This is a genomic window from Erwinia persicina NBRC 102418, from assembly GCF_001571305.1.
Lineage (GTDB): Bacteria > Pseudomonadota > Gammaproteobacteria > Enterobacterales > Enterobacteriaceae > Erwinia > Erwinia persicina.
Window position 1 is genome coordinate 195,295 of record NZ_BCTN01000004.1, and the last position, 19,265, is coordinate 214,559.

Genomic DNA, 19,265 nt, shown 5'->3' on the forward strand with positions numbered 1-19,265 from the left:
ATCAAGAAAAATGGGCGAGATTATCGCCCATTTTTTTATCTTATTGTCCGCCCGTCAGGGTCAGGCATTCAGTGCCTTGCTAATTTTTTCAAACAGATCGCCAGACAGTTTATCCAGCGCCTGCAGCTGTTCCAGCGCGTTACGCATCAGCGCCTGACGTCCTGCATCATAGCGTTTGAGGCGAATTAATGGCTCGATCATGCGCGCCGCTACCTGTGGGTTGCGGGTGTTGAGATCGCTGAGGATCTCCACCAGGAACTGATAGCCACTGCCGTCCGCCGCATGGAAAGCCGCCGGGTTAGCTGAAGCAAATGCCCCGACCAGTGAGCGAATACGGTTCGGATTGCTCAGGGTAAAGGAGCGATGGTTAAGCAAGGCGCGTACCTGGGACAGTACATCGGCCGCCGGACTGGTCGCCTGCAGAGCAAACCACTTGTCCATCACCAGGCCATCCTGATGCCAGCGCTCATCAAAATCGGCTAACAGCGCGGCACGGCACGGCAGCTGTGCCGCGATGGCAGCCGACAGCGCCGCCACGGTGTCCGTCATATTATTGGCGTGGTGATACTGTGCGCTGACCAGCCTGTCGGCCTGAGCCGCGTCGGCAAAGGCCAGGTAGCTCAGGCAGACGTTTTTCAGCGAGCGTTTACCGATATCCGCGTGTTCAATGCGATATTCCGGCGTCTGACTGGCGTAATACACCGCCAGCAGCTCATCTTCCAGCTCGGTCGCCAGCGTACGGACCAGTGCTTCACGCACCACCGCATTGGCCTGTGGGTCGATGATGTCAAACAGCTCAGCAATCTCATTCTCACCGGGCAGTGACAGGATCAAGGCCATCAGTGCGGGATCGGTGGACTCGGATAAAAGCACCGCACGGAACGCATCTGCAACGTGCAACGGCAGGGATAGCGGTTGCCCCTGCTGCTGGCGGGCAACGTTAATCTTGATGTGGTTCGCCATCAGACTCTGCGCTGCATCCCAGCGCGAAAAATCATTACGTGCGTGGCGCATCAGGAAGGTTAACTGGGCATCACTCCAGTTGTAGTCCAGCTTCACTGGCGCAGAAAACTCGCGCAGCAGAGAAGGTACTGGCTGGAAATACACCTTATCAAAGACAAATGTCTGGAATGATTCGGTCACGTTCAGCACGTGATGGACCGGGTGGCCGTTATGCTGTAGTGGAATAACCTTGCCTTCACCGTCATACAGCTCGATATCCAGCGGAATATGCAGCGGCAGCTTCTCTTTCTGGTCGGCCGTCGGCGGAGTCAACTGTGTGACGTGCAGCGTGTACTGCTCCAGCTCCGGGTTGTAGTCGTCACGGACTGACAGCACGGGCGTACCCGACTGGCTGTACCAGCGACGGAACTGTGACAGGTCAACGTTTGAGGCATCTTCCATCGCCTGGACAAAATCATCACAGGTCGCGGCGCTACCGTCGTGACGCTCGAAATAGAGCTGCATCCCTTTCTGGAAGTTCGCTTCGCCCAGCAGGGTATGCAACATGCGGATCACTTCTGAACCCTTTTCGTACACCGTCAGGGTGTAGAAATTGTTCATCTCGATCACCTGCTCAGGACGGATCGGATGCGCCATTGGGCTGGCATCTTCAGCAAACTGGGAGCCGCGCATGACACGCACGTTATCGATGCGGTTAACCGCGCGCGAGCCCAGGTCAGAGCTGAACTCCTGATCGCGGAAGACCGTCAGCCCCTCTTTCAGGCTGAGCTGGAACCAGTCGCGACAGGTGACACGGTTACCGGTCCAGTTATGGAAGTATTCGTGACCAATGACCGCCTCGATGCCGAGGTAGTCTTTATCCGTGGCCGTTTCCGCTTTGGCCAGCACATATTTGGAGTTAAAGACGTTCAGCCCTTTATTTTCCATTGCGCCCATATTGAAGAAGTCGACGGCGACGATCATAAAGATGTCGAGGTCATACTCCAGGCCAAAACGCTCCTCATCCCATTTCATGCTGTTTTTCAGCGAGGTCATCGCCCAGTCAGCACGATCAAGGTTGCCACGATCGACAAAGATTTCCAGGGCAACGTCACGACCCGAACGGGTTTTGAAGCTGTCGCGCAGCACATCGAAATCGCCGGCGACAACGGCAAACAGATAGCAGGGTTTTGGGAAGGGATCGTGCCACTTCATCCAGTGACGGCCATCTTCCATCTGCCCGCCATCCACGCGGTTACCGTTAGAGAGCAGGTACGGATAGAGTGCCTGTTCAGCAATAATCGTTGTGGTAAAACGTGCCAGCACGTCAGGGCGATCAAGGTACCAGGTAATATGGCGGAAACCTTCAGCTTCACACTGGGTACAGAGTGCTTCACCGGATTTGTACAACCCTTCCAGCGCAGTGTTTTTATCCGGATGGATATCATTGACGATTTTTAATGTGAAGACCTCTGGCAACTGCTGAAGTATCAGCGCGCCCTCTTCCTGCCGGTAATGCTGCCACGGCTGGTCGTTAACGTGCAGCGAGATCAGCGTCAGGTCTTCTCCGTCCAGGCGCAGTTCGGCATCACGGTCCCCCAGACGTTTAATCTGGCTGATGGCGGTCACCTGGGTGGTACTGGCATCAAGATTAAACGTCAGGTCGATATCGGTAATGGTGTAATCTGGCGCACGATAGTCATGGCGATTCTTGGCTTGTGGCAGTTGCGTCATAAGTCTTTCTCACGTCGATAATTAGTTAACCTTTTCAAGTCTATTCCTGTTATCACCAGGTTGCCACGTGGAATCACCCTTTAACCGTACCTTTGCGGGGAATTGGTACATTTCATTAACAAACGCACAGATTGCCCTCGACCACGCCGACCGAATTGTGCTGTGATCGGGTTCAATAAATACGTATTCGGGTTATACTCCTGCGACTTTTTCTTCATTTGAACCAGGGATAACGCTCTTCGCCAGAGGATGCTGAAACGCACCATGACACGACACGCTTCCCCGATTTTGACTACGCTTCTCGATACCGATGCCTATAAGCTTCATATGCAGCAGGCGGTGTTCCATCGTTATTACGATGTCACTGTGGCCGCCGAGTTTCGCTGCCGGGGTGATGACATGCTGGGTATTTATGTCGATGAAATTCAACAGCAAATCGATATGATGGCCGCGCTGGTGCTAACGGAAGATGAGTTCACCTATCTTGCCGGGCTGCCGTTTTTCACCCCGGATTATCTCAACTGGCTGCGGACCTTCCGATACGATCCCGCGCAGGTTCGCGTGCGCAATCACCAGGGAAAACTGGATATCCGCATCAGCGGACCGTGGCGTGAAGTGATCATGTGGGAAGTGCCGCTCCTGGCGTTGATCAGTGAGGTGGTTCACCGCCATCGTTCACCGCAGGTCACGCCAGAGATGGCGGTCAGTCAGCTGAAACTCAAGCTGGCGCAGTTTAACGAGCTCACCGCCGATCTGGATATGTCGCGCTTTCGCCTGATGGATTTCGGCACCCGTCGCCGCTTCTCGCATGATGTTCACCTGGCGATAGTCAGTACGCTGAAGCAGGAATTTCCCTGGCTGGTTGGGTCCAGTAACTATGAAATGGCGCGCCAGCAGCAGATTATGCCAGTGGGTACCCAGGCGCATGAATGGTTCCAGGCGCACCAGCAAATCAGTCCGGTGCTGGCCAACAGTCAGCGTGCTGCGCTGCAATCCTGGCTGGAGGAGTATCCCGATCAGTTAGGTATTGCCCTGACAGACTGCATCACTATGGATGCCTTCCTGCGTGATTTCGGTCTGGAATTTGCCAGCGCCTACCAGGGATTGCGCCATGATTCTGGCGACCCGCTGGAGTGGGGTGAGAAAGCGATTGCCCATTATCATCAGCTGGGCATCGACCCGTTGACGAAAACGCTGGTCTTTTCTGATAATCTTGATCTGGAAAAGGCGGTGGGACTTTATCGCCACTTCGGTCAGCGGATTAATGTTATTTTCGGCATTGGTACACGCCTGACCTGTGATATCCCTCAGGTTAAGCCGCTTAATATTGTCATTAAGCTGGTGGAGTGCAACGGCAAGCCCGTTGCTAAACTGTCCGACAGCCCGGGAAAAACTATCTGCCAGGATAAAGCCTTTGTGCGTGCCCTGCGTAAAGCGTTTGACCTGCCGCTGGTGAAGAAAGCCAGCTAGTCCTGTTACGGGGGCCCTCCCATACCGGCCCCCCGATCCCCTCCCCCCTAAAGAAATCTGCTTCTGCTGCCGGAATTCGCTTGTTTATCATCGCCTGGCAAGTAACATAGCAAGACCCTAAATTTGGGGTATTCAATTCAGATTAATTAATAGCGAGAGAATTATTATGAGCGTTGTGCCAGTAGCGGATGTACTGCACGGCCGGGTCGCGGTTGACAGTGAAGTCACCGTACGTGGTTGGGTGCGTACACGAAGAGATTCAAAAGCCGGTATTTCCTTTATCGCCGTTTATGACGGCTCCTGCTTTAATCCCGTTCAGGCTGTCGTGAATAATTCTCTGAATAATTATCAGGATGAAGTTTTACGTCTGACCACCGGCTGTTCCGTCGCCATCACCGGTAAAGTCGTTGAATCTCCGGGCGAAGGTCAGAGCTTTGAAATTCAGGCTACCCACGTGGACGTGGTGGGCTGGGTGGACGATCCCGATACCTATCCGATGGCGGCTAAACGCCACAGCATTGAATACCTGCGTGAGGTCGCTCACCTGCGCCCACGTACTAACCTGATTGGTGCCGTCGCCCGTGTGCGTCACACCCTGGCGCAGGCTCTGCACCGTTTCTTTGATGAGCAGGGTTTCTTCTGGGTTTCCACTCCGCTGATCACTGCATCCGATACGGAGGGTGCCGGTGAAATGTTCCGCGTTTCGACGCTGGATTTAGAAAACCTGCCGCGCACGCCGGAAGGCAAAGTCAATTATGATGAAGACTTCTTCGGTAAAGAAGCGTTCCTGACCGTATCCGGCCAGTTAAACGGTGAAACCTACGCCAGCGCCATTTCCAAGATCTACACGTTTGGCCCGACCTTCCGTGCGGAAAACTCCCACACCAGCCGCCATCTGGCAGAGTTCTGGATGCTGGAGCCTGAGATTGCCTTTGCCGATCTGGAAGACAATGCCGCGCTGGCCGAAGCCATGCTGAAATATGTTTTCAAAGCTGTGCTGGAAGAGCGCGCTGATGACATGGCTTTCTTTGCCGAGCGTGTTGACAAAGACGCAATTTCACGCCTGGAGCGTTTTGTCACTACCGACTTTGCCCAGGTGGACTACACCGAAGCCGTTGAGATCCTGCTGGCCTCGGGACAGACCTTTGAAAACGCCGTGTCATGGGGCATCGACCTCTCTTCTGAACACGAGCGTTACCTGGCAGAGAAACACTTTAAAGCGCCAGTGGTGGTGAAAAACTATCCGAAAGAGATTAAAGCTTTCTACATGCGCCTGAACGACGATGGCAAAACTGTGGCCGCCATGGACGTGCTGGCCCCGGGCATTGGTGAAATCATCGGGGGTTCTCAGCGTGAAGAACGTCTGGATGTGCTCGATGCCCGCCTGGCCGAAATGGGTCTGAATAAAGAAGATTACTGGTGGTATCGCGATCTGCGTCGTTACGGCACCGTGCCTCATTCAGGTTTCGGTTTAGGTTTCGAACGATTAATCGCCTATGTCACTGGCGTACAGAATGTAAGGGATGTTATCGCCTTCCCACGCACTCCACGCAACGCGACGTTCTGATTTCTGCATTAAATATAAGAAATTCATATATATACTAAGGTCAGCCTCGCTGGCCTTTTTTTATTTTTGTAAATTTAGAGATGACTCACAAAGTTCCGTGATTTTTACATTTTGTAATACATATTTTCCTCTTGTTACTAGAATAAGAGATTAGTAGCATTTTCGGGCTAGATTAACCAGGCTACGAATGGAAAGATGCGTGCAGACACAGGAAGACACCAAACTCTCATCAGAGTTCTGTAAAGAATTGTTGACGGCAGTGGCAGGTGTCCAAATAACTCCAATGAGGGTAATAACAAAATGATGAAGCGCAACATTCTTGCAGTAGTGATCCCAGCACTGTTGGCTGCTGGTGCCGCTAACGCAGCAGAAATCTATAACAAAGATGGCAACAAACTGGACCTGTACGGTAAAGTTGATGCGCGTCACAACTTCTCTGACAATAGCAACGAAGACGGTGACCAGACTTATGTTCGTTTTGGTTTCAAAGGTGAAACCCAGATCAACGATCAGCTGACCGGTTACGGCCAGTGGGAATATAACGTACAGGCTAACACTGCAGAATCTCAGGGTACCGACGGTTCTAAAACCCGTCTGGGCTTTGCTGGTCTGAAATTCGGGGACGCGGGTTCATTCGACTACGGTCGTAACTACGGCGTGATCTATGACGCAATGTCTTACACCGACCAGCTGCCAATCTTCGGTGATGACACCATGTACACCAACAACGACAACTTCATGGTTGGTCGTGCAAATGGTGTTGCTACTTACCGTAACAGCAACTTCTTCGGTCTGGTTGATGGCCTGAGCTTCGCTGTACAGTACCAGGGCAAAAACGAAAGCAATGACCGTCGTATTATTGACGAGAATGGCGACGGCTGGGGCAGTTCTGTAGCTTATAACACCGGCATGGGTATCAGTGCTGTAGGTGCTTACGCGTCTTCAGACCGTACTAACCGCCAGGTTGCTGACGGCAACGGCGATAAAGCTGACCAGTACGCATTGGGTCTGAAATATGACGCAAACAACGTTTACCTGGCGGCGTTCTACGGTGAAGCACGTAACACCAGCAGCTATGGTAACAATCAGACTGCCAACAAAACTCAGAACTTTGAAGTTGTTGCTCAGTACCAGTTCGACTTCGGTCTGCGTCCATCCATCGCTTACCTGCAGTCTAAAGGTAAGGACCTGAACGGTGTGACCGGTAACGGTTCTACCTTTGCTGGCGGTGACGCTGACCTGGTTAAATACATTGAAGTTGGTACTTACTACTACTTCAACAAAAACATGTCTACCTACGTTGACTACAAAATCAACCTGCTGGATGACACAGACTACACCCGCGCTGGTGCTATTAACACCGACGACGTTGTTGGTGTTGGCCTGCAGTACCAATTCTAATTGCCCTTTAATCGCGGCTCAGGTCGCGATTAACCGTGCACTCAACGGAGCTTCGGCTCCGTTTTTGTTTTTCTCTCCTCCCTTCCCCCTTTCTGCTGTTTTTTTGACGCAAACGGTTGGTAATTTACCCTTACTGGCGTTAACCTGAGTCCTCACTTCGCTTTAATTTAAGCTAACGGACTTCGACTATGTTTGAACGTATTGCAGCTGCACCCGCCGACCCTATTCTTGGTTTAGCCGATCTGTTCCGCGCTGATGACCGCCCAAATAAGATCAACCTCGGCATTGGCGTGTATAAAGATGAAACCGGCAAAACGCCGGTACTGACCAGCGTTAAAAAAGCTGAACAGTATCTGCTGGAAAACGAAACCACTAAAAACTATCTGAGCATTGATGGTATTGCTGACTTTGGTCGCTGCACCCAGGAACTGCTGTTCGGTGCCGATAGCGCACTGATTTCCGGTCATCGTGCGCGCACCGCCCAAACCCCTGGCGGTACTGGTGCACTGCGCATTGCCGCCGACTTTATTGCCACCCAGACCAGCGCAAAACGTATCTGGGTGAGCAATCCGAGCTGGCCAAACCATAAAAACGTATTTGCCGCTGCCGGTCTGGAAGTGTGTGAATATGATTACTATGATGCTGCCCAGCACACACTGGACTTTAACGGGCTGGTAAACAGCCTGAGCGCAGCGCAGGCTGGAGATATCGTGCTGTTCCACGGCTGCTGCCACAACCCGACCGGCATCGACCCAACGGCGGCCCAGTGGGCCCAGCTGGCTGAGCTGTCGCTGACTAAAGGCTGGCTGCCGCTGTTTGACTTTGCCTATCAGGGCTTCGCTCGTGGTCTGGAAGAAGACGCTGAAGGCCTGCGCGCATTCGCCGCCAGCCATCAGGAACTGATCGTTTGCAGCTCTTACTCGAAAAACTTCGGTCTGTATAACGAGCGCGTCGGTGCCTTTACCCTCGTTGCCGCTGATGCCACCGTGGTCGACACGGCGTTCAGCCAGGTCAAGGCCACCATCCGTGCTAACTATTCCAACCCACCTGCACACGGTGCTGCCGTCGTGGCCACGATCCTTGACAACAGCGCCCTGCGTGCCCTGTGGGAACAGGAGCTGACCAGCATGCGTGAACGCATTCAGCGTATGCGTCAGCTGTTTGTTAATACCCTGCAGGAAAAAGGCGCAAAAGGCGACTTCAGCTTTATCATTAATCAGAACGGGATGTTTTCCTTCAGCGGCCTGACGAAAGATCAGGTTGTGCGTCTGCGTGAGGAATTTGGCGTGTACGCGGTGAATTCCGGACGTGTCAACGTGGCAGGCATGACGCCGGATAATATGTCTCAGCTGTGCGAGGCGATTGTCGCGGTACTGTGATTCGGTGAGCTGAGGGTGACCACCCGGTGGGTGGTCACCCTTTTTTATTCGCTATTGCAGGAAGGGATTGCTGATGCGCTCACGTCCCAGCGTGGACTTCGGACCGTGCCCCGGAATAAAGGTCACGTCATCGCCCAGGGGCAGCAGCTTAGTCTTAATAGAGGCGATCAGGTCACTGTGACTGCCCTGCGGGAAGTCAGAACGACCAACACCGCCGCTGAAGATCACGTCACCCGAGACCAGCAGGCGGCCGGTACGGTCAAAGAAAACGATATGTCCCGGCGTATGCCCGGGACACAGCAGAACCTCCAGTTCCGTCTCTCCTACCCGGACAGTTTCGCCTTCCTCAAGCCAGCGGTCTGGTTCCAGCGGCGGACATTCGGCAAAACCAAACATCTGACTTTGCATCGGCAATCCGTCCAGCCAGAATTTATCAGCCTTATGAGGCCCGATCACCGGAACAGCATAATGTGCGGCCAGTTCAGCGGCAGCCCCGACGTGATCGAGGTGCCCGTGCGTCAGCAGGATGCGGGTCAACGTCACATCCAGCGCTGCAACCTGCTGCTTAATATTTTCAGGATCGCCGCCGGGATCCACCAGCGCGGCCTCACGCGTTTGCGTACACCAGATCACCGAGCAGTTCTGTGCGAACGCGGTGACCGGGATAATATGATAATCCATGATACTCCGTTACCGGCCACCACAGGGTGCCGGGATGTCGTTTACCAGTGCCGGACTGGCCCGGTATCAATATGCACAAAGTTACTACTCGGATAGTATCCTACACCACCCGCCCGCAGCGAAAGTGCGGCTTTGCGAACATTGCTTAACGAGATCCCTTCAATATGGAAATCCATCGCCTGGCCCAGCGTGTGGTAGCTGTGCTTGGCGACCCCCCGGGTATGAGAGCGCAGGGAATTGTTGGTGCCGAGGGAGCGGTAGCCTGAGATAAGCTGTACTGGTTTACGACTGTCCAGCAGCGTTTGCAGGCGGAACAGCTGGTCGAAGAGATGGGGATCAATACTTTTACTTTTATTCGCGCGGTAATCACGGAAAAAATGATTCAGTCTGGCTAATTCATCCTTGTCATAGCTTTTACCGTTAAAAAATTCCGTTTTAAGGTTTTCACCGGTATTGAGGTTGTTGAGCGTCAATACACGCGGCCGGGACGTCGATAGCGAGGCGAAAGCCTGCCCCGGGAGGAGTGCTACACCGAGTGCGGCGCCACCTAACGTCAGCCACTTACGGCGATGAGAGTCAATTTTATGCATGGATCAGTATTACCTGGCTTAATGATTCGGAGCAGTGCAAATATGTGCACCGTTCGGAACCTTACCGGGCGAAAAAACCTACGTCAACCTGCGAAAAGAAAAACCGGCGCAGAGTGTGATGTTATCGCCTCTGCACCGGTTTTATGCCCCACCAGCAACCCTGGCGGGAATATCTGATTAATCAATCATTAGAGCAATAACTGACCAGCTGACAACAGCGCCGGCGCACCGGATCGGGCGGTATTGTCATAATTGTAAATATCTGTACGAAATTGCGGCAAGCCATCATCGGCGACCCAGGCCGTCAGATAATAGAGGTTCACCGGAACGCGCTGGCGGATGGAGACAAAGCGGGTATCCCCCTCTTTCAGCGTGCTGGAAATACGCGAATTATCCCAGCCAACGTTCTGTAACAGCAGGCTGGCCAGATCTGAAGCGCGGTTGACCCGGACGCAGCCTGAACTCAATGCGCGAATATCTTTCTGGAACAGGCCGTGATTTGGCGTGTCGTGCAGATAAATCGCATCCGAACTTGGCATATTGAATTTGTAGCGGCCAAGTGAATTAGTCGGCCCCGGAGCCTGACGAATGCGATAAGGGAACGAGGCAGCAGATACCATGCTCCAGTCGATCATTGACGGGTCAATAACCTCCGCATCGTTCGTCCAGCCGGAAAGCAGCGTATAACCGTGTTTATACAGGTACATCGGGTCCTGTTTCACTTTTGGCACAATGTCCTTGCGCACCAGCGTTGTCGGCACATTCCACGGTGGGTTAAGCACCACGTTATTCAGGGCGCTGCGCATCAGAGGCGTTTTACGGTCAGGACGGCCAACAATCACCCGTGAAGAAAGGATCTCATTGCCGTTAACGTAGTAGGCCAGAGAGTAATTAGGAATATTGACCATAATACCGTTATGCATATCATCCGGCAGCAGACGTAACCGCTGTATGTTCAGCGCCAGTAATGAAGCCCGGCGCTGGGGCGAGACGTTAAGCCATTCACGCGTACGCGTACCAATGGCGCCGTCTGCTTCCAGCCCCTGCCAGGTCTGAAAACGTTTAAGGGCTTCGACCAGGTCCGGGGTATAAATATTATCGCTGTTCACCGGTATCACGACACCATCAACGTTACCCACGTTTTGCGGGGTAGCCGGTGGCAGGTTATCAGTCGGTACGGCCGACGGACTGACCACAACGCTGCTGTCCGTTGTGGGGCGCGCTGTCGCATCAGGCTGGGCATTGTCATCATCATGCACCAGCGGGGCGTCAACCGGCCCCACCACTTCTTCCGCCGGTGTCGATGGCTCGCTGGCCGGGGACATCATCCCGGTACGCTGCAGGATGTCACGCAGCGCGGGCACATCGTTGCTGACCTGGCCGGGACGCAGGGTTTGTTTATCGGTCAACTGCGGCCACGGCCGGTTTTCGGCCAGCAGGGTTTTCAGGGCCTGATGCATGCGCGCATACTGTGGATGCTGAGGTGCCAGCGACAGAACAAATCCATTCAGATTCCCCTGCGCCAGCGCATTTTGCCACTGGTTGATCACCGCCACTGACGGTGTTTCCATTTTATAAGGCACATTGCTGTAGAGCCAGGTTTCCCCTTTGCTGGGAACACTGGAAGTAAATTGCAGATAGCCCAGCATGGCGTCAGACAACACCACGTCACGAGCCAGTCCGGTGATAGCGGGGTCGGTCAGCTGTTTGACCCACTGAATAAATTGTGGCTGAACGCCGGAGATAGCGACTTCGGCTAACTGCTGCTGAAACTGCTGTACGGCCTGACCATCCTGCCACATCGGCTGCATACTCCGGCTGGCATACAGAGGAGCAAGACTTTTCAAATAGAACGGCGCGTTTCCGTGCGGATAGAGCGCGGCAATCTGCGATGCACTTTGCACCACGCTAACGTGATGACTCACCGGCGCAGAGACCGGCGGTATCCCCGCAAGCGATGGCGACATGCTGACCATCCAGCAAAACAGAGTACAACCCAGCGCAACAGCCCGGGTGGAAAACGATTTCTGCAGCAACATCCTTGCTCCCTGTTAGTCTGCTGAACGGGAAGCCAGCAGTAATTAGTCATTGTTATAAGTATAGAAACAGAAAACGGCATTTGCCTCATACGTGCAAATGCCGTTATCCAGAGTAATCTGGACGCAGAAATATTACCACTGCGTCACATTATTTTTTACAGTATGAGGCGTGCTATGCCTCAGCCTCTGCATCTTTAGCGGTCAGTGTCGGTTCCGCCGTGAAGCCGCGGAGGCCGACCACGTGAACATGCTCGGTATTATTGAACACTTTACGGACCAGTTTATAAGTAGTGCCTTTCTCCGGGCTGATGTTCTCAGGTGCGGCGATAATCAGCTGCATCTCAAGGCGATCGCACAGTTCAAACAGGGTAGCAATGGATTTCGCATCCAGACGAGCAGCCTCATCAAGGAACAACAGGCGGCACGGAGAGATATCCTTACCGCGCAGGCGCCGTGATTCCTCTTCCCAGCTCTGCACCACCATCACCAGAATTGACATGCCGGTACCGATGGCCTCTCCCGTCGACAGCGCGCCGCTTTCTGCACGAAGCCAGCCGTCCGATCCGCGGTTCACTTCCACTTCCATCTCAAGATAGTTGCGGTAGTCGAGCAGCTCTTCCCCGATAGTCTGTGGCGTGCGCTGTCCCATATCGATCTGCGGATTCAGGCGCTGATAGAGCTTCGCCAGCGCTTCAGAGAAGGTCAGACGGTTGCTCTTGAACAGATCCTGATGCTGCTCATGCTGCTCGGAAAGTACGTCCAGCAGCGTGGAGTGCGCTTCACGCACGTTGACGTTGAGCCGGACGCTCTTCACCTGCCCGAAGCTGACCGCCTGTAATCCCTGGTTCAACTGACGAATACGGTTCTGCTCACGCTGAATAGTTTTGCGAATAATGTTCGATACGCTGCGTGAACTGATGGCCAGCATCTGCTCACGAGCCGTCAGCTCTTCGGTCAGACGGTTCAGTTCAATTTCCATCTGTTCGATGGCTTCAACCGGATCGTCAGTGCGAATGATATCCTGGCGAATACGCTCGCGCAGGTGCTGATAGACCGCAATAAAGAACTGGATTTTGCGCTCAGGGCGTTTCGGATCTTCAGACAGGCGCAGCACATCGCGCAAGTGTTCGTTATCCGCCACGGCCAGACGCAGTGCTCCCAGCGCCTTATCCGACATGGAACGCAGCTCATCGCCCCCCAGATAGGCCAGTTCGCGGCGGTGCAGACGGCGCTCAACGCCGTTATCTTTCACCAGCCGCAGGACGGCCACCCAGCCGGCTTTGGCACTGACCACCTGTTCGCGACCAGCCTGATACTCCCGTTCCAGACGGCGCAGTTTTTTCTGCAGCGCATCCATCTCAGCTTCACAGAAGGTCAGCTGTTTTTCCAGCTGATTGCGACGCATACGGTTATTGCTCAGCGCGCTGTAGAGTTCATCACGGCGTTGCTTTGCCCGCTCTTCGGCAGAAGCATCCGCCTGCACACCGATATCCAGCATCTCCTGCTGCAACTCTTTCAGCATATCGCGTTTGGCATCGTAGGCGCTTTTCAGCGAGGCCAGCACCTGTGAGTACTGGGTTAACTGAGCCTGATGCTGACGTAATTTTTCCCTTGCACGGGTACGTTCGCCTTCCGCCTGCTCCAGACGCTGGCGCAATTTTTCATTGAGGTCGCTGGTGCCGTTCAGCATCCCGGCTGAATCGACATAGCCAAAGTGCGCACGACGCTGCACGACCTCGGTCAGGGCAAAGGCCTGCTGACGGGCATCGCGCTGCTGCTGCTGCGCCTGCTGGTAATCCAGCTTCAACTGGTCGTGCTGTTCCGGGTCACTCTGCAGCACAGAAAGGATCGGCTCCAGTCGGGTCAGGTGTGCGCCGTGCTGCTGCACAAAGCGCGCGGCTTCCTGCGCTTCATCCAGCTTTTCCTGAATTTCTTCGTGGCGATCCTGTAACGTATCATCCAGTAACAGGCTGACGCGCGGTAACAGGCGGTTAAGCTGGGCAACGCCCTCTTTCGCCTGTTCAAACTGCTGACGCTGCTGCTGGTTTTCGCTTTCGTGGTTCGTCAGCGCACGCTCAACCTCATTACGCCGGGTATTGAGCAGACGCATTTCCGCTTCCGGATCCGACTCAAACGCTACGCCCAGATGGCTGCCAATAAAGCGGCTGAAGGACTGATGCAGACGCTGGGTTTTCTGAACGTCAAAGGACAGCGTGGCGTAACGTTCGGCCAGGGCTTCACGTTCAGCGTGCAGGAGGTCAAGCTGGTTCTCACGGGCTGCACGGCCAAACAGCGGTACTTTAGGGAAACGGGAATAGCGCCACTGGCGGTCCCCGGCTTTCACTACCACCGCTTTTTCCAGCTCCTCCACGTTAAACACGCTGTCATCAAATGACTGCGGGTCCCCTTCAATCAGATAGAGATCTTCCGGGCAGTCATCGAGCCCGTCGAGCTGTTCGCGGATCAGCGACAGGTCCGGCACCACAATCGCGTGGCGGGCGGGGCCATAGAGCGCTGAGAAGTAAGGGGCATCGTCGATGGTGACATCGTCATAGATTTCGGACAGCAGTACGCCGCCAAAACGTTCGGCCAGCGTGTTCAGTCGTGCATCTTCGGCACCGCCCGGCTGGCTGAGACGTTCGATCTGTTTTTCAATCTCCCGCTTACGCGCGGAAACTTCATCACGTTCAACGGTGGTTTCACGCTCGCGCTCCAGCAGCTGCTGCATAAACTCGGTGACCTGCTGGCTGTTTTCCAGCGACTGTCCGGTCTGTTCGCTCAGCTGCGACAGGATCTCCTGCGCGGCAAGCCACTGCGGTGCCTGTTTGGTGAGCCGCGCGATGCGTTCACGCAGCTGCTCCAGCTCCTGGCGCAGGGCCATACGGCGCTCACCGGCATCGGCCACGCTTTCGTTCAGCAATTCAATCTGGGCTTCCAGCTCCGCCTGCAGGGACTCCAGCTCACCGGCATCGACCTGCTGGCCGTGTCGCTTGCAGAAGTCATTGAGCAGTCGCTCAGCATCCTGTTGTTCACGCAGGCGTTGCGTCAGTTCATTCAGGCGGCTACGCAACGGCTGGAGCTGTTCAGCGTGGTAACGCTGATTGCTGGCGTCACGTAACAAATCGCGGCCCACCTGCCAGGCTTCGCTGCGACTGACCGGACCGGCGATTTTATTGACCAGTTCAAACGCCTGTTCGAACTGGCTGTGCGCGGCCTGCGCCACGCTCATTTTTTGCTCCAGCATCAGCAACCTGTCGGTGGCTTCCTGCTCTTTAGCCTGGAACGTTTCCTGCCACTCGTCGGCGTTTTCAATAGTGAGGTCGCGCAGCTGACAGATTTCCTGAGCACGCTGCAAAGCGGTCAACGCCTGTTGATACTGAATCGCCCGCGTCTGCTGGACATCCAGCGCCTGCTGGTAGTCGGCCAGCTGATTTTTCAGCTCATCCACTTCCAGTTCAGCATTTTCGCTGCGCGCTTCGTTTTCCTCATGCACCTCACGCGCTTCGGCGACCACTTCATTCTGCTCTTCCAGGCGGAAGGTCAGTTCTTCCAGGTCGGCGTCGTAGCGATCAATTTTTTCCTGCTGACGCAGAGCCGTCTGTACCAGATTCAGATGGTCGCTGGCCCCCTGATAATCTGTTTCCAGATCGCTCTCAGCGGCGTTATGTTCACCCAGCTCACGCGCCATCTCGATATGTCGATACTGCTCGGCAGCAAGCTGCTTCCGGCTGGTAAACAGATCGTTACGCACCTGCATGGCCGCATCAAGATGAATGCGTCGCTCGTTAGCGTGACGCATGTAGTCTGCCGCCACGTAGCTGGTGGCTTCAGAAATCAGGTGTTTAAACAGGTCGCGATCGGACTGCGTCACCCGTATCGCTTCCAGCGTCATGCGGTTTTCACGCAGGGCGGCTTCCATATCCTGAAACGCCTTCCGCACGCCGCTGTTTTCCGGCAGCAGGTAGTCGCGCAGGGAGCGTGTAATGGCGCTGGAGATCCCGCCATACAGCGAGGCCTCAATCAGACGGTAATATTTACTACGGTCAGCCGCGGAACGCAGACGACGCGCCACGATACCGAGGTCGAACATCACCGAATGGTAGTCCGTAATGGAGTTGTACTGTTTGAACTGTACGCTTTCCATCGCTTCAAAGCGGTCTTTCAGCTCACTGATGGGCACCACGCGCGCCTGACGCGCGTTGACCGTCTCCGTGAGAATTTCGGTAGGGTTAATCGACGTTGGCAGGCCGTGGATACTGAACGGTTTGATATCCACTTTACGGTCGCGACCGGCAACCTGCTGCAAACGTACCCCGACCAGCACGCGCTGGTGCAGTGAGTTAACCACATCAAGCACCGCGTAGCAGACGCCCGGCCGCAGTTTACCGTGCAGACCTTTATCCCGCGAACCGGAGGTGGCCCCGGCCTCGGTGGTATTACGGAAATGCAGCAGCGTCAGATCGGGGATCAACGCAGTAACAAAAGCCGCCATGGTGGTGGATTTACCGGCACCGTTACCGCCTGACAGCGTAGTCACCAGCTCATCAAGGTCAAAGGTGCGGGCAAAGAAGCCATTCCAGTTAATCAGCGTCAGCGAGCGAAACTTCCCACGTTCAATCATTTATTCTTCCTCCGCACGGTCCGGCGCATTGTTGTCCGCGTCACTCTCATCGCTTTCATCATTCAGGGCCAGCCCACCGTCAAGCTGCATCGCTTCGCCATCCCGGATCATGCGCAGCTGCGCATCGCGCGGATCGTCACCGCTGCGCACATCGGCACCAAAGCGGAAGACCGATTCGGTAATGCGGAATTTGCTGCTGTCATTGCCCATAAACCAAACCATCCCCAGCCGGCGCAGGCGATTTAACGACGCGCGCATCTTCTCCTGGAGTTTCTGGCGATCCAGGTCAGAACCGGTCGAACGCTGGTTGACCAGCTTCAGCAGCTTACTTTCATCAGCCAGCGACATCAGTTCATCGTGCAGTTCCTGCTGGGTGAAAATCCCCTCATTGGCCAGACGCTCCGGACTGAGATAGAGGTAACACAGTATCTTACCGACCATCATATCCAGTTCAGACAGCACCGAGCGCGGGATCAGCGTGGTGGAGCGTGGCCGCAGATAAAAGAAGCCTTCTGGCGCACGGATCAGTTCAACGTTATAACGGGTGTAAAATTCTTCGAGAAATTCCTGATAATCCATCAGAAAGGCGTGCTGATCTAGCTCGTCGATACCAATATGCCGCCCTGCGCGTAACTGGCTGTCCAGCGCCGGAAAGATCGGATTTGCCAGAGCCATCGCCAGCTTAACCGGCATCACTTGTTCAATATTTGTCGATGACATGTGCCTGCACCTTGGCTCCGTAATCATTAATAGCCTGCCATTTTGCAGCCAGGCCAGAGAAGTCTGCTTCGGCCACGCCTAAGCGTACAGCCTGATCGACGACAATACGCGCCACGTCAAAGTGACGAACTCGCGGGTATTGTGTCAGGTAATCGCGTATGACTTCGCCCAGATCCAGCGGTTTCTGCTGGGTCTTGTAGCTGGCCAGCGCCTCTTCAATCATCGCCGCCAGCTGTTCACGAATCGCGTTAAACTCTTCGTATTCCAGTTCTGAAGGCAGTTCACCCGTCACCTCTTCGCTGCGCAGGGTCAGTTCTTCATCACGCATGTCGTACAAACGGTCAGCATTGGCATAGGTGAGGGCCCAGGGCTGATCGAAGTAATTCTGTACCGACTGCCGCAACCGCTGGGCGAAGACACGGTTTTTATCCATATCTATCGCCGTACGGATAAATTTATGCACATGGCGGTCGTAACCAATCCACAGGTCAATCGCCTGCTGGCCCCAACTGATAATGCGATCCAGCTTGTTCTGCAGGTCAAACACCAGTTTGTCGACAAAGCCCAAATCGGGGCTGTTCATCGTCGCATCCTGAATGCGCAACAGGTTGGCCTGCAGCTTATCGCCCGCGGCTTCCAGGGTGTCCTGTAGCTCGCGCAGCGTGCCGGACGTTTCATTTAACAGCAGTTCACAGCTGGAGATAGCCGCCCGCCAGTCTTTGTTGAGCAACTGGGCAATATCGTCTTTTACCGCCTGCTGCTGCTCATCCATGATGCGCTGAGTGATATCAATACTGTCGAAAATTTCCGCGACGGAGTATTTCAGCGGCGCAAACACGTTGCGGTGCCAGTGATATTCATCGCCATTTTCATCGGCGGCATCTGCCGCCCGCTTCAACTCACCGGCCACGATCGACAGCTGCAGCGAAAGGCGCAGCGTGGAAAATTCACGCTGACGAATGTAGTAGTCTGTGATGCCGATACCCAGCGGGGTGAGGCGGTAGATGGCATTGCCTTCGGCGTGTTCGCTGGTAAAGCGATTAAGCAAACGCTGACGCACCATATCATTGATGGCATTATTGGCACGTACAACTACCGTTTCACTGGTCTGCTCAAAGCCTTCGCTGACATGGCGGAAGGCATCAATCAGTTCGCCTTCACTCATTTCGCCATCCATGCGCTCCCCGTTGAGGGTGGCAATTGCCAGCAAAAAAGCCAGACGTTCGGTTGGCAACGAGACGGAAAAATCATTTTTTCGCGCCCAGGCCACCAGTTCCGGTACAGTCTGGGAAAATTCACTCATAGTTCTTCTGCCTTATGGGTTTCCGCGCTGTAACGTGGATATAACGCCCTAAACTTAAAAAAGGCTCCTGGCGGCAGTATTGCTTTTCCAGGGCCAGAACCTCATCAAACCGTTCAATCTGCCTGGTTTTATCGCGCAGATAATCATGAAAAACCCGAATACCGGTTTTGCTCTCAATAGTAAAACCACAATCCTGAAGCCAGCCGTAGACCTGCTGGGGGTCACGGGGATAGTCGGGAGACAGCGTCTTCTTTTTACGCTTGGCCAAACCCGACTGCAGGTAACCAAAATTACCCAGCACCATCGTCTGCATCAGCAGGCCATTCAGATTGTAAAACATCAGCGACAGCACCCCGCCTGGCTTAAGCGCATCATACAGCGCGGCCAGCACTTCCTGCGGTTCTGCCACCCACTCCAGCACAGCGTGAAACAATACCAGATCAACCGGTTTATCTAAATGTTGACCGACCTGCTGGGCGCTAAATTGTGCGAATTGCATGTTACCGCTCACACCTTTTTCATCGGCCAGGCGGCGAGCGCGCGATAACATCTCTTGTGAAACATCACAAAGCAGAACCTGATGGCCCCGCGCGGCGACCCCGCAGCCGGTCTGACCTTCTCCTCCGCCCGCATCCAGTACCGACAGCGCGCCCTCGGGAAACGAGGCTAACAGCGCGTCAAGATCCTGCCAGAGGATCGCCTGACGAATACGCCCTTTAGTGGTACCGTAAATGTTCTGCGAAAATTTTTCTGCGATATCATCAAAGTTGCGATCCTGCATACAGCGGCTCCGGGTTAAGGGCGTGATGGTACGGGAG

12 protein-coding genes are annotated in these 19,265 nt (G+C 54.5%); 4 read left to right on the forward strand and 8 right to left on the reverse strand.

What is annotated here, in order from left to right:
• Nucleotides 1-60: 60 nt before the first annotated feature.
• A complete protein-coding gene (gene pepN, locus EPE01S_RS06835) occupies nucleotides 61-2,676 on the reverse strand; it encodes an aminopeptidase N (RefSeq protein WP_062743852.1) in 2,616 nt (871 codons plus the stop codon).
• A 264-nt stretch (nucleotides 2,677-2,940) separates the two neighbouring features.
• Between pepN and pncB the strand changes: the two genes are divergently transcribed.
• From pncB to EPE01S_RS06855, 4 genes are all read left to right on the forward strand, one after another.
• On the forward strand, nucleotides 2,941-4,146 hold the full coding sequence (pncB, locus tag EPE01S_RS06840; RefSeq protein ID WP_062743898.1) for a nicotinate phosphoribosyltransferase: 1,206 nt from the start codon (nucleotides 2,941-2,943) through the stop codon (nucleotides 4,144-4,146).
• Between the two features lie 166 nt (nucleotides 4,147-4,312).
• Nucleotides 4,313-5,713, forward strand: a complete 1,401-nt coding sequence (gene asnS, locus EPE01S_RS06845; protein ID WP_062743853.1) for an asparagine--tRNA ligase — start codon at nucleotides 4,313-4,315, stop codon at nucleotides 5,711-5,713.
• A gap of 300 nt (nucleotides 5,714-6,013) precedes the next feature.
• Nucleotides 6,014-7,114 carry a porin OmpC gene (gene ompC / locus EPE01S_RS06850; RefSeq protein ID WP_062743854.1) on the forward strand — a complete coding sequence of 367 codons (1,101 nt, stop codon included), beginning with the start codon at nucleotides 6,014-6,016 and terminating at the stop codon, nucleotides 7,112-7,114.
• A gap of 188 nt (nucleotides 7,115-7,302) precedes the next feature.
• Nucleotides 7,303-8,493: an amino acid aminotransferase gene (locus tag EPE01S_RS06855; RefSeq protein ID WP_062743855.1), complete on the forward strand. Its 1,191-nt coding sequence runs from the start codon at nucleotides 7,303-7,305 to the stop codon at nucleotides 8,491-8,493.
• 51 nt (nucleotides 8,494-8,544) lie between these two features.
• Here the strand turns inward: EPE01S_RS06855 and EPE01S_RS06860 are convergent, their stop codons facing one another.
• The 7 genes from EPE01S_RS06860 to cmoM form a co-directional block, all read right to left on the reverse strand.
• Nucleotides 8,545-9,174 (reverse strand): MBL fold metallo-hydrolase, encoded by a 630-nt coding sequence (locus EPE01S_RS06860; protein ID WP_062743856.1) that lies wholly within the window; start codon nucleotides 9,172-9,174, stop codon nucleotides 8,545-8,547.
• A gap of 41 nt (nucleotides 9,175-9,215) precedes the next feature.
• Nucleotides 9,216-9,764 carry a peptidoglycan L,D-endopeptidase MepK gene (gene mepK / locus EPE01S_RS06865; RefSeq protein WP_062743857.1) on the reverse strand — a complete coding sequence of 183 codons (549 nt, stop codon included), beginning with the start codon at nucleotides 9,762-9,764 and terminating at the stop codon, nucleotides 9,216-9,218.
• Between the two features lie 188 nt (nucleotides 9,765-9,952).
• Entirely contained in the window at nucleotides 9,953-11,803 is a 1,851-nt protein-coding gene (ldtD, locus tag EPE01S_RS06870; RefSeq protein ID WP_062743858.1) for a L,D-transpeptidase, read from the reverse strand.
• A 172-nt stretch (nucleotides 11,804-11,975) separates the two neighbouring features.
• The gene (mukB, locus tag EPE01S_RS06875; RefSeq protein ID WP_062743859.1) at nucleotides 11,976-16,424 is read right to left on the reverse strand and encodes a chromosome partition protein MukB; all 4,449 of its coding nucleotides are present in this window, start codon (nucleotides 16,422-16,424) and stop codon (nucleotides 11,976-11,978) included.
• Nucleotides 16,425-17,144: a chromosome partition protein MukE gene (mukE, locus tag EPE01S_RS06880; RefSeq protein ID WP_062743860.1), complete on the reverse strand. Its 720-nt coding sequence runs from the start codon at nucleotides 17,142-17,144 to the stop codon at nucleotides 16,425-16,427.
• The gene (mukF, locus tag EPE01S_RS06885; RefSeq protein ID WP_062743861.1) at nucleotides 17,125-18,447 is read right to left on the reverse strand and encodes a chromosome partition protein MukF; all 1,323 of its coding nucleotides are present in this window, start codon (nucleotides 18,445-18,447) and stop codon (nucleotides 17,125-17,127) included. The genes mukE and mukF overlap by 20 nt, the downstream gene beginning before the upstream one ends.
• Entirely contained in the window at nucleotides 18,440-19,228 is a 789-nt protein-coding gene (gene cmoM / locus EPE01S_RS06890) for a tRNA uridine 5-oxyacetic acid(34) methyltransferase CmoM (protein WP_062743862.1), read from the reverse strand. Before cmoM ends, mukF begins: the two co-directional genes overlap by 8 nt.
• Nucleotides 19,229-19,265: the final 37 nt, after the last annotated feature.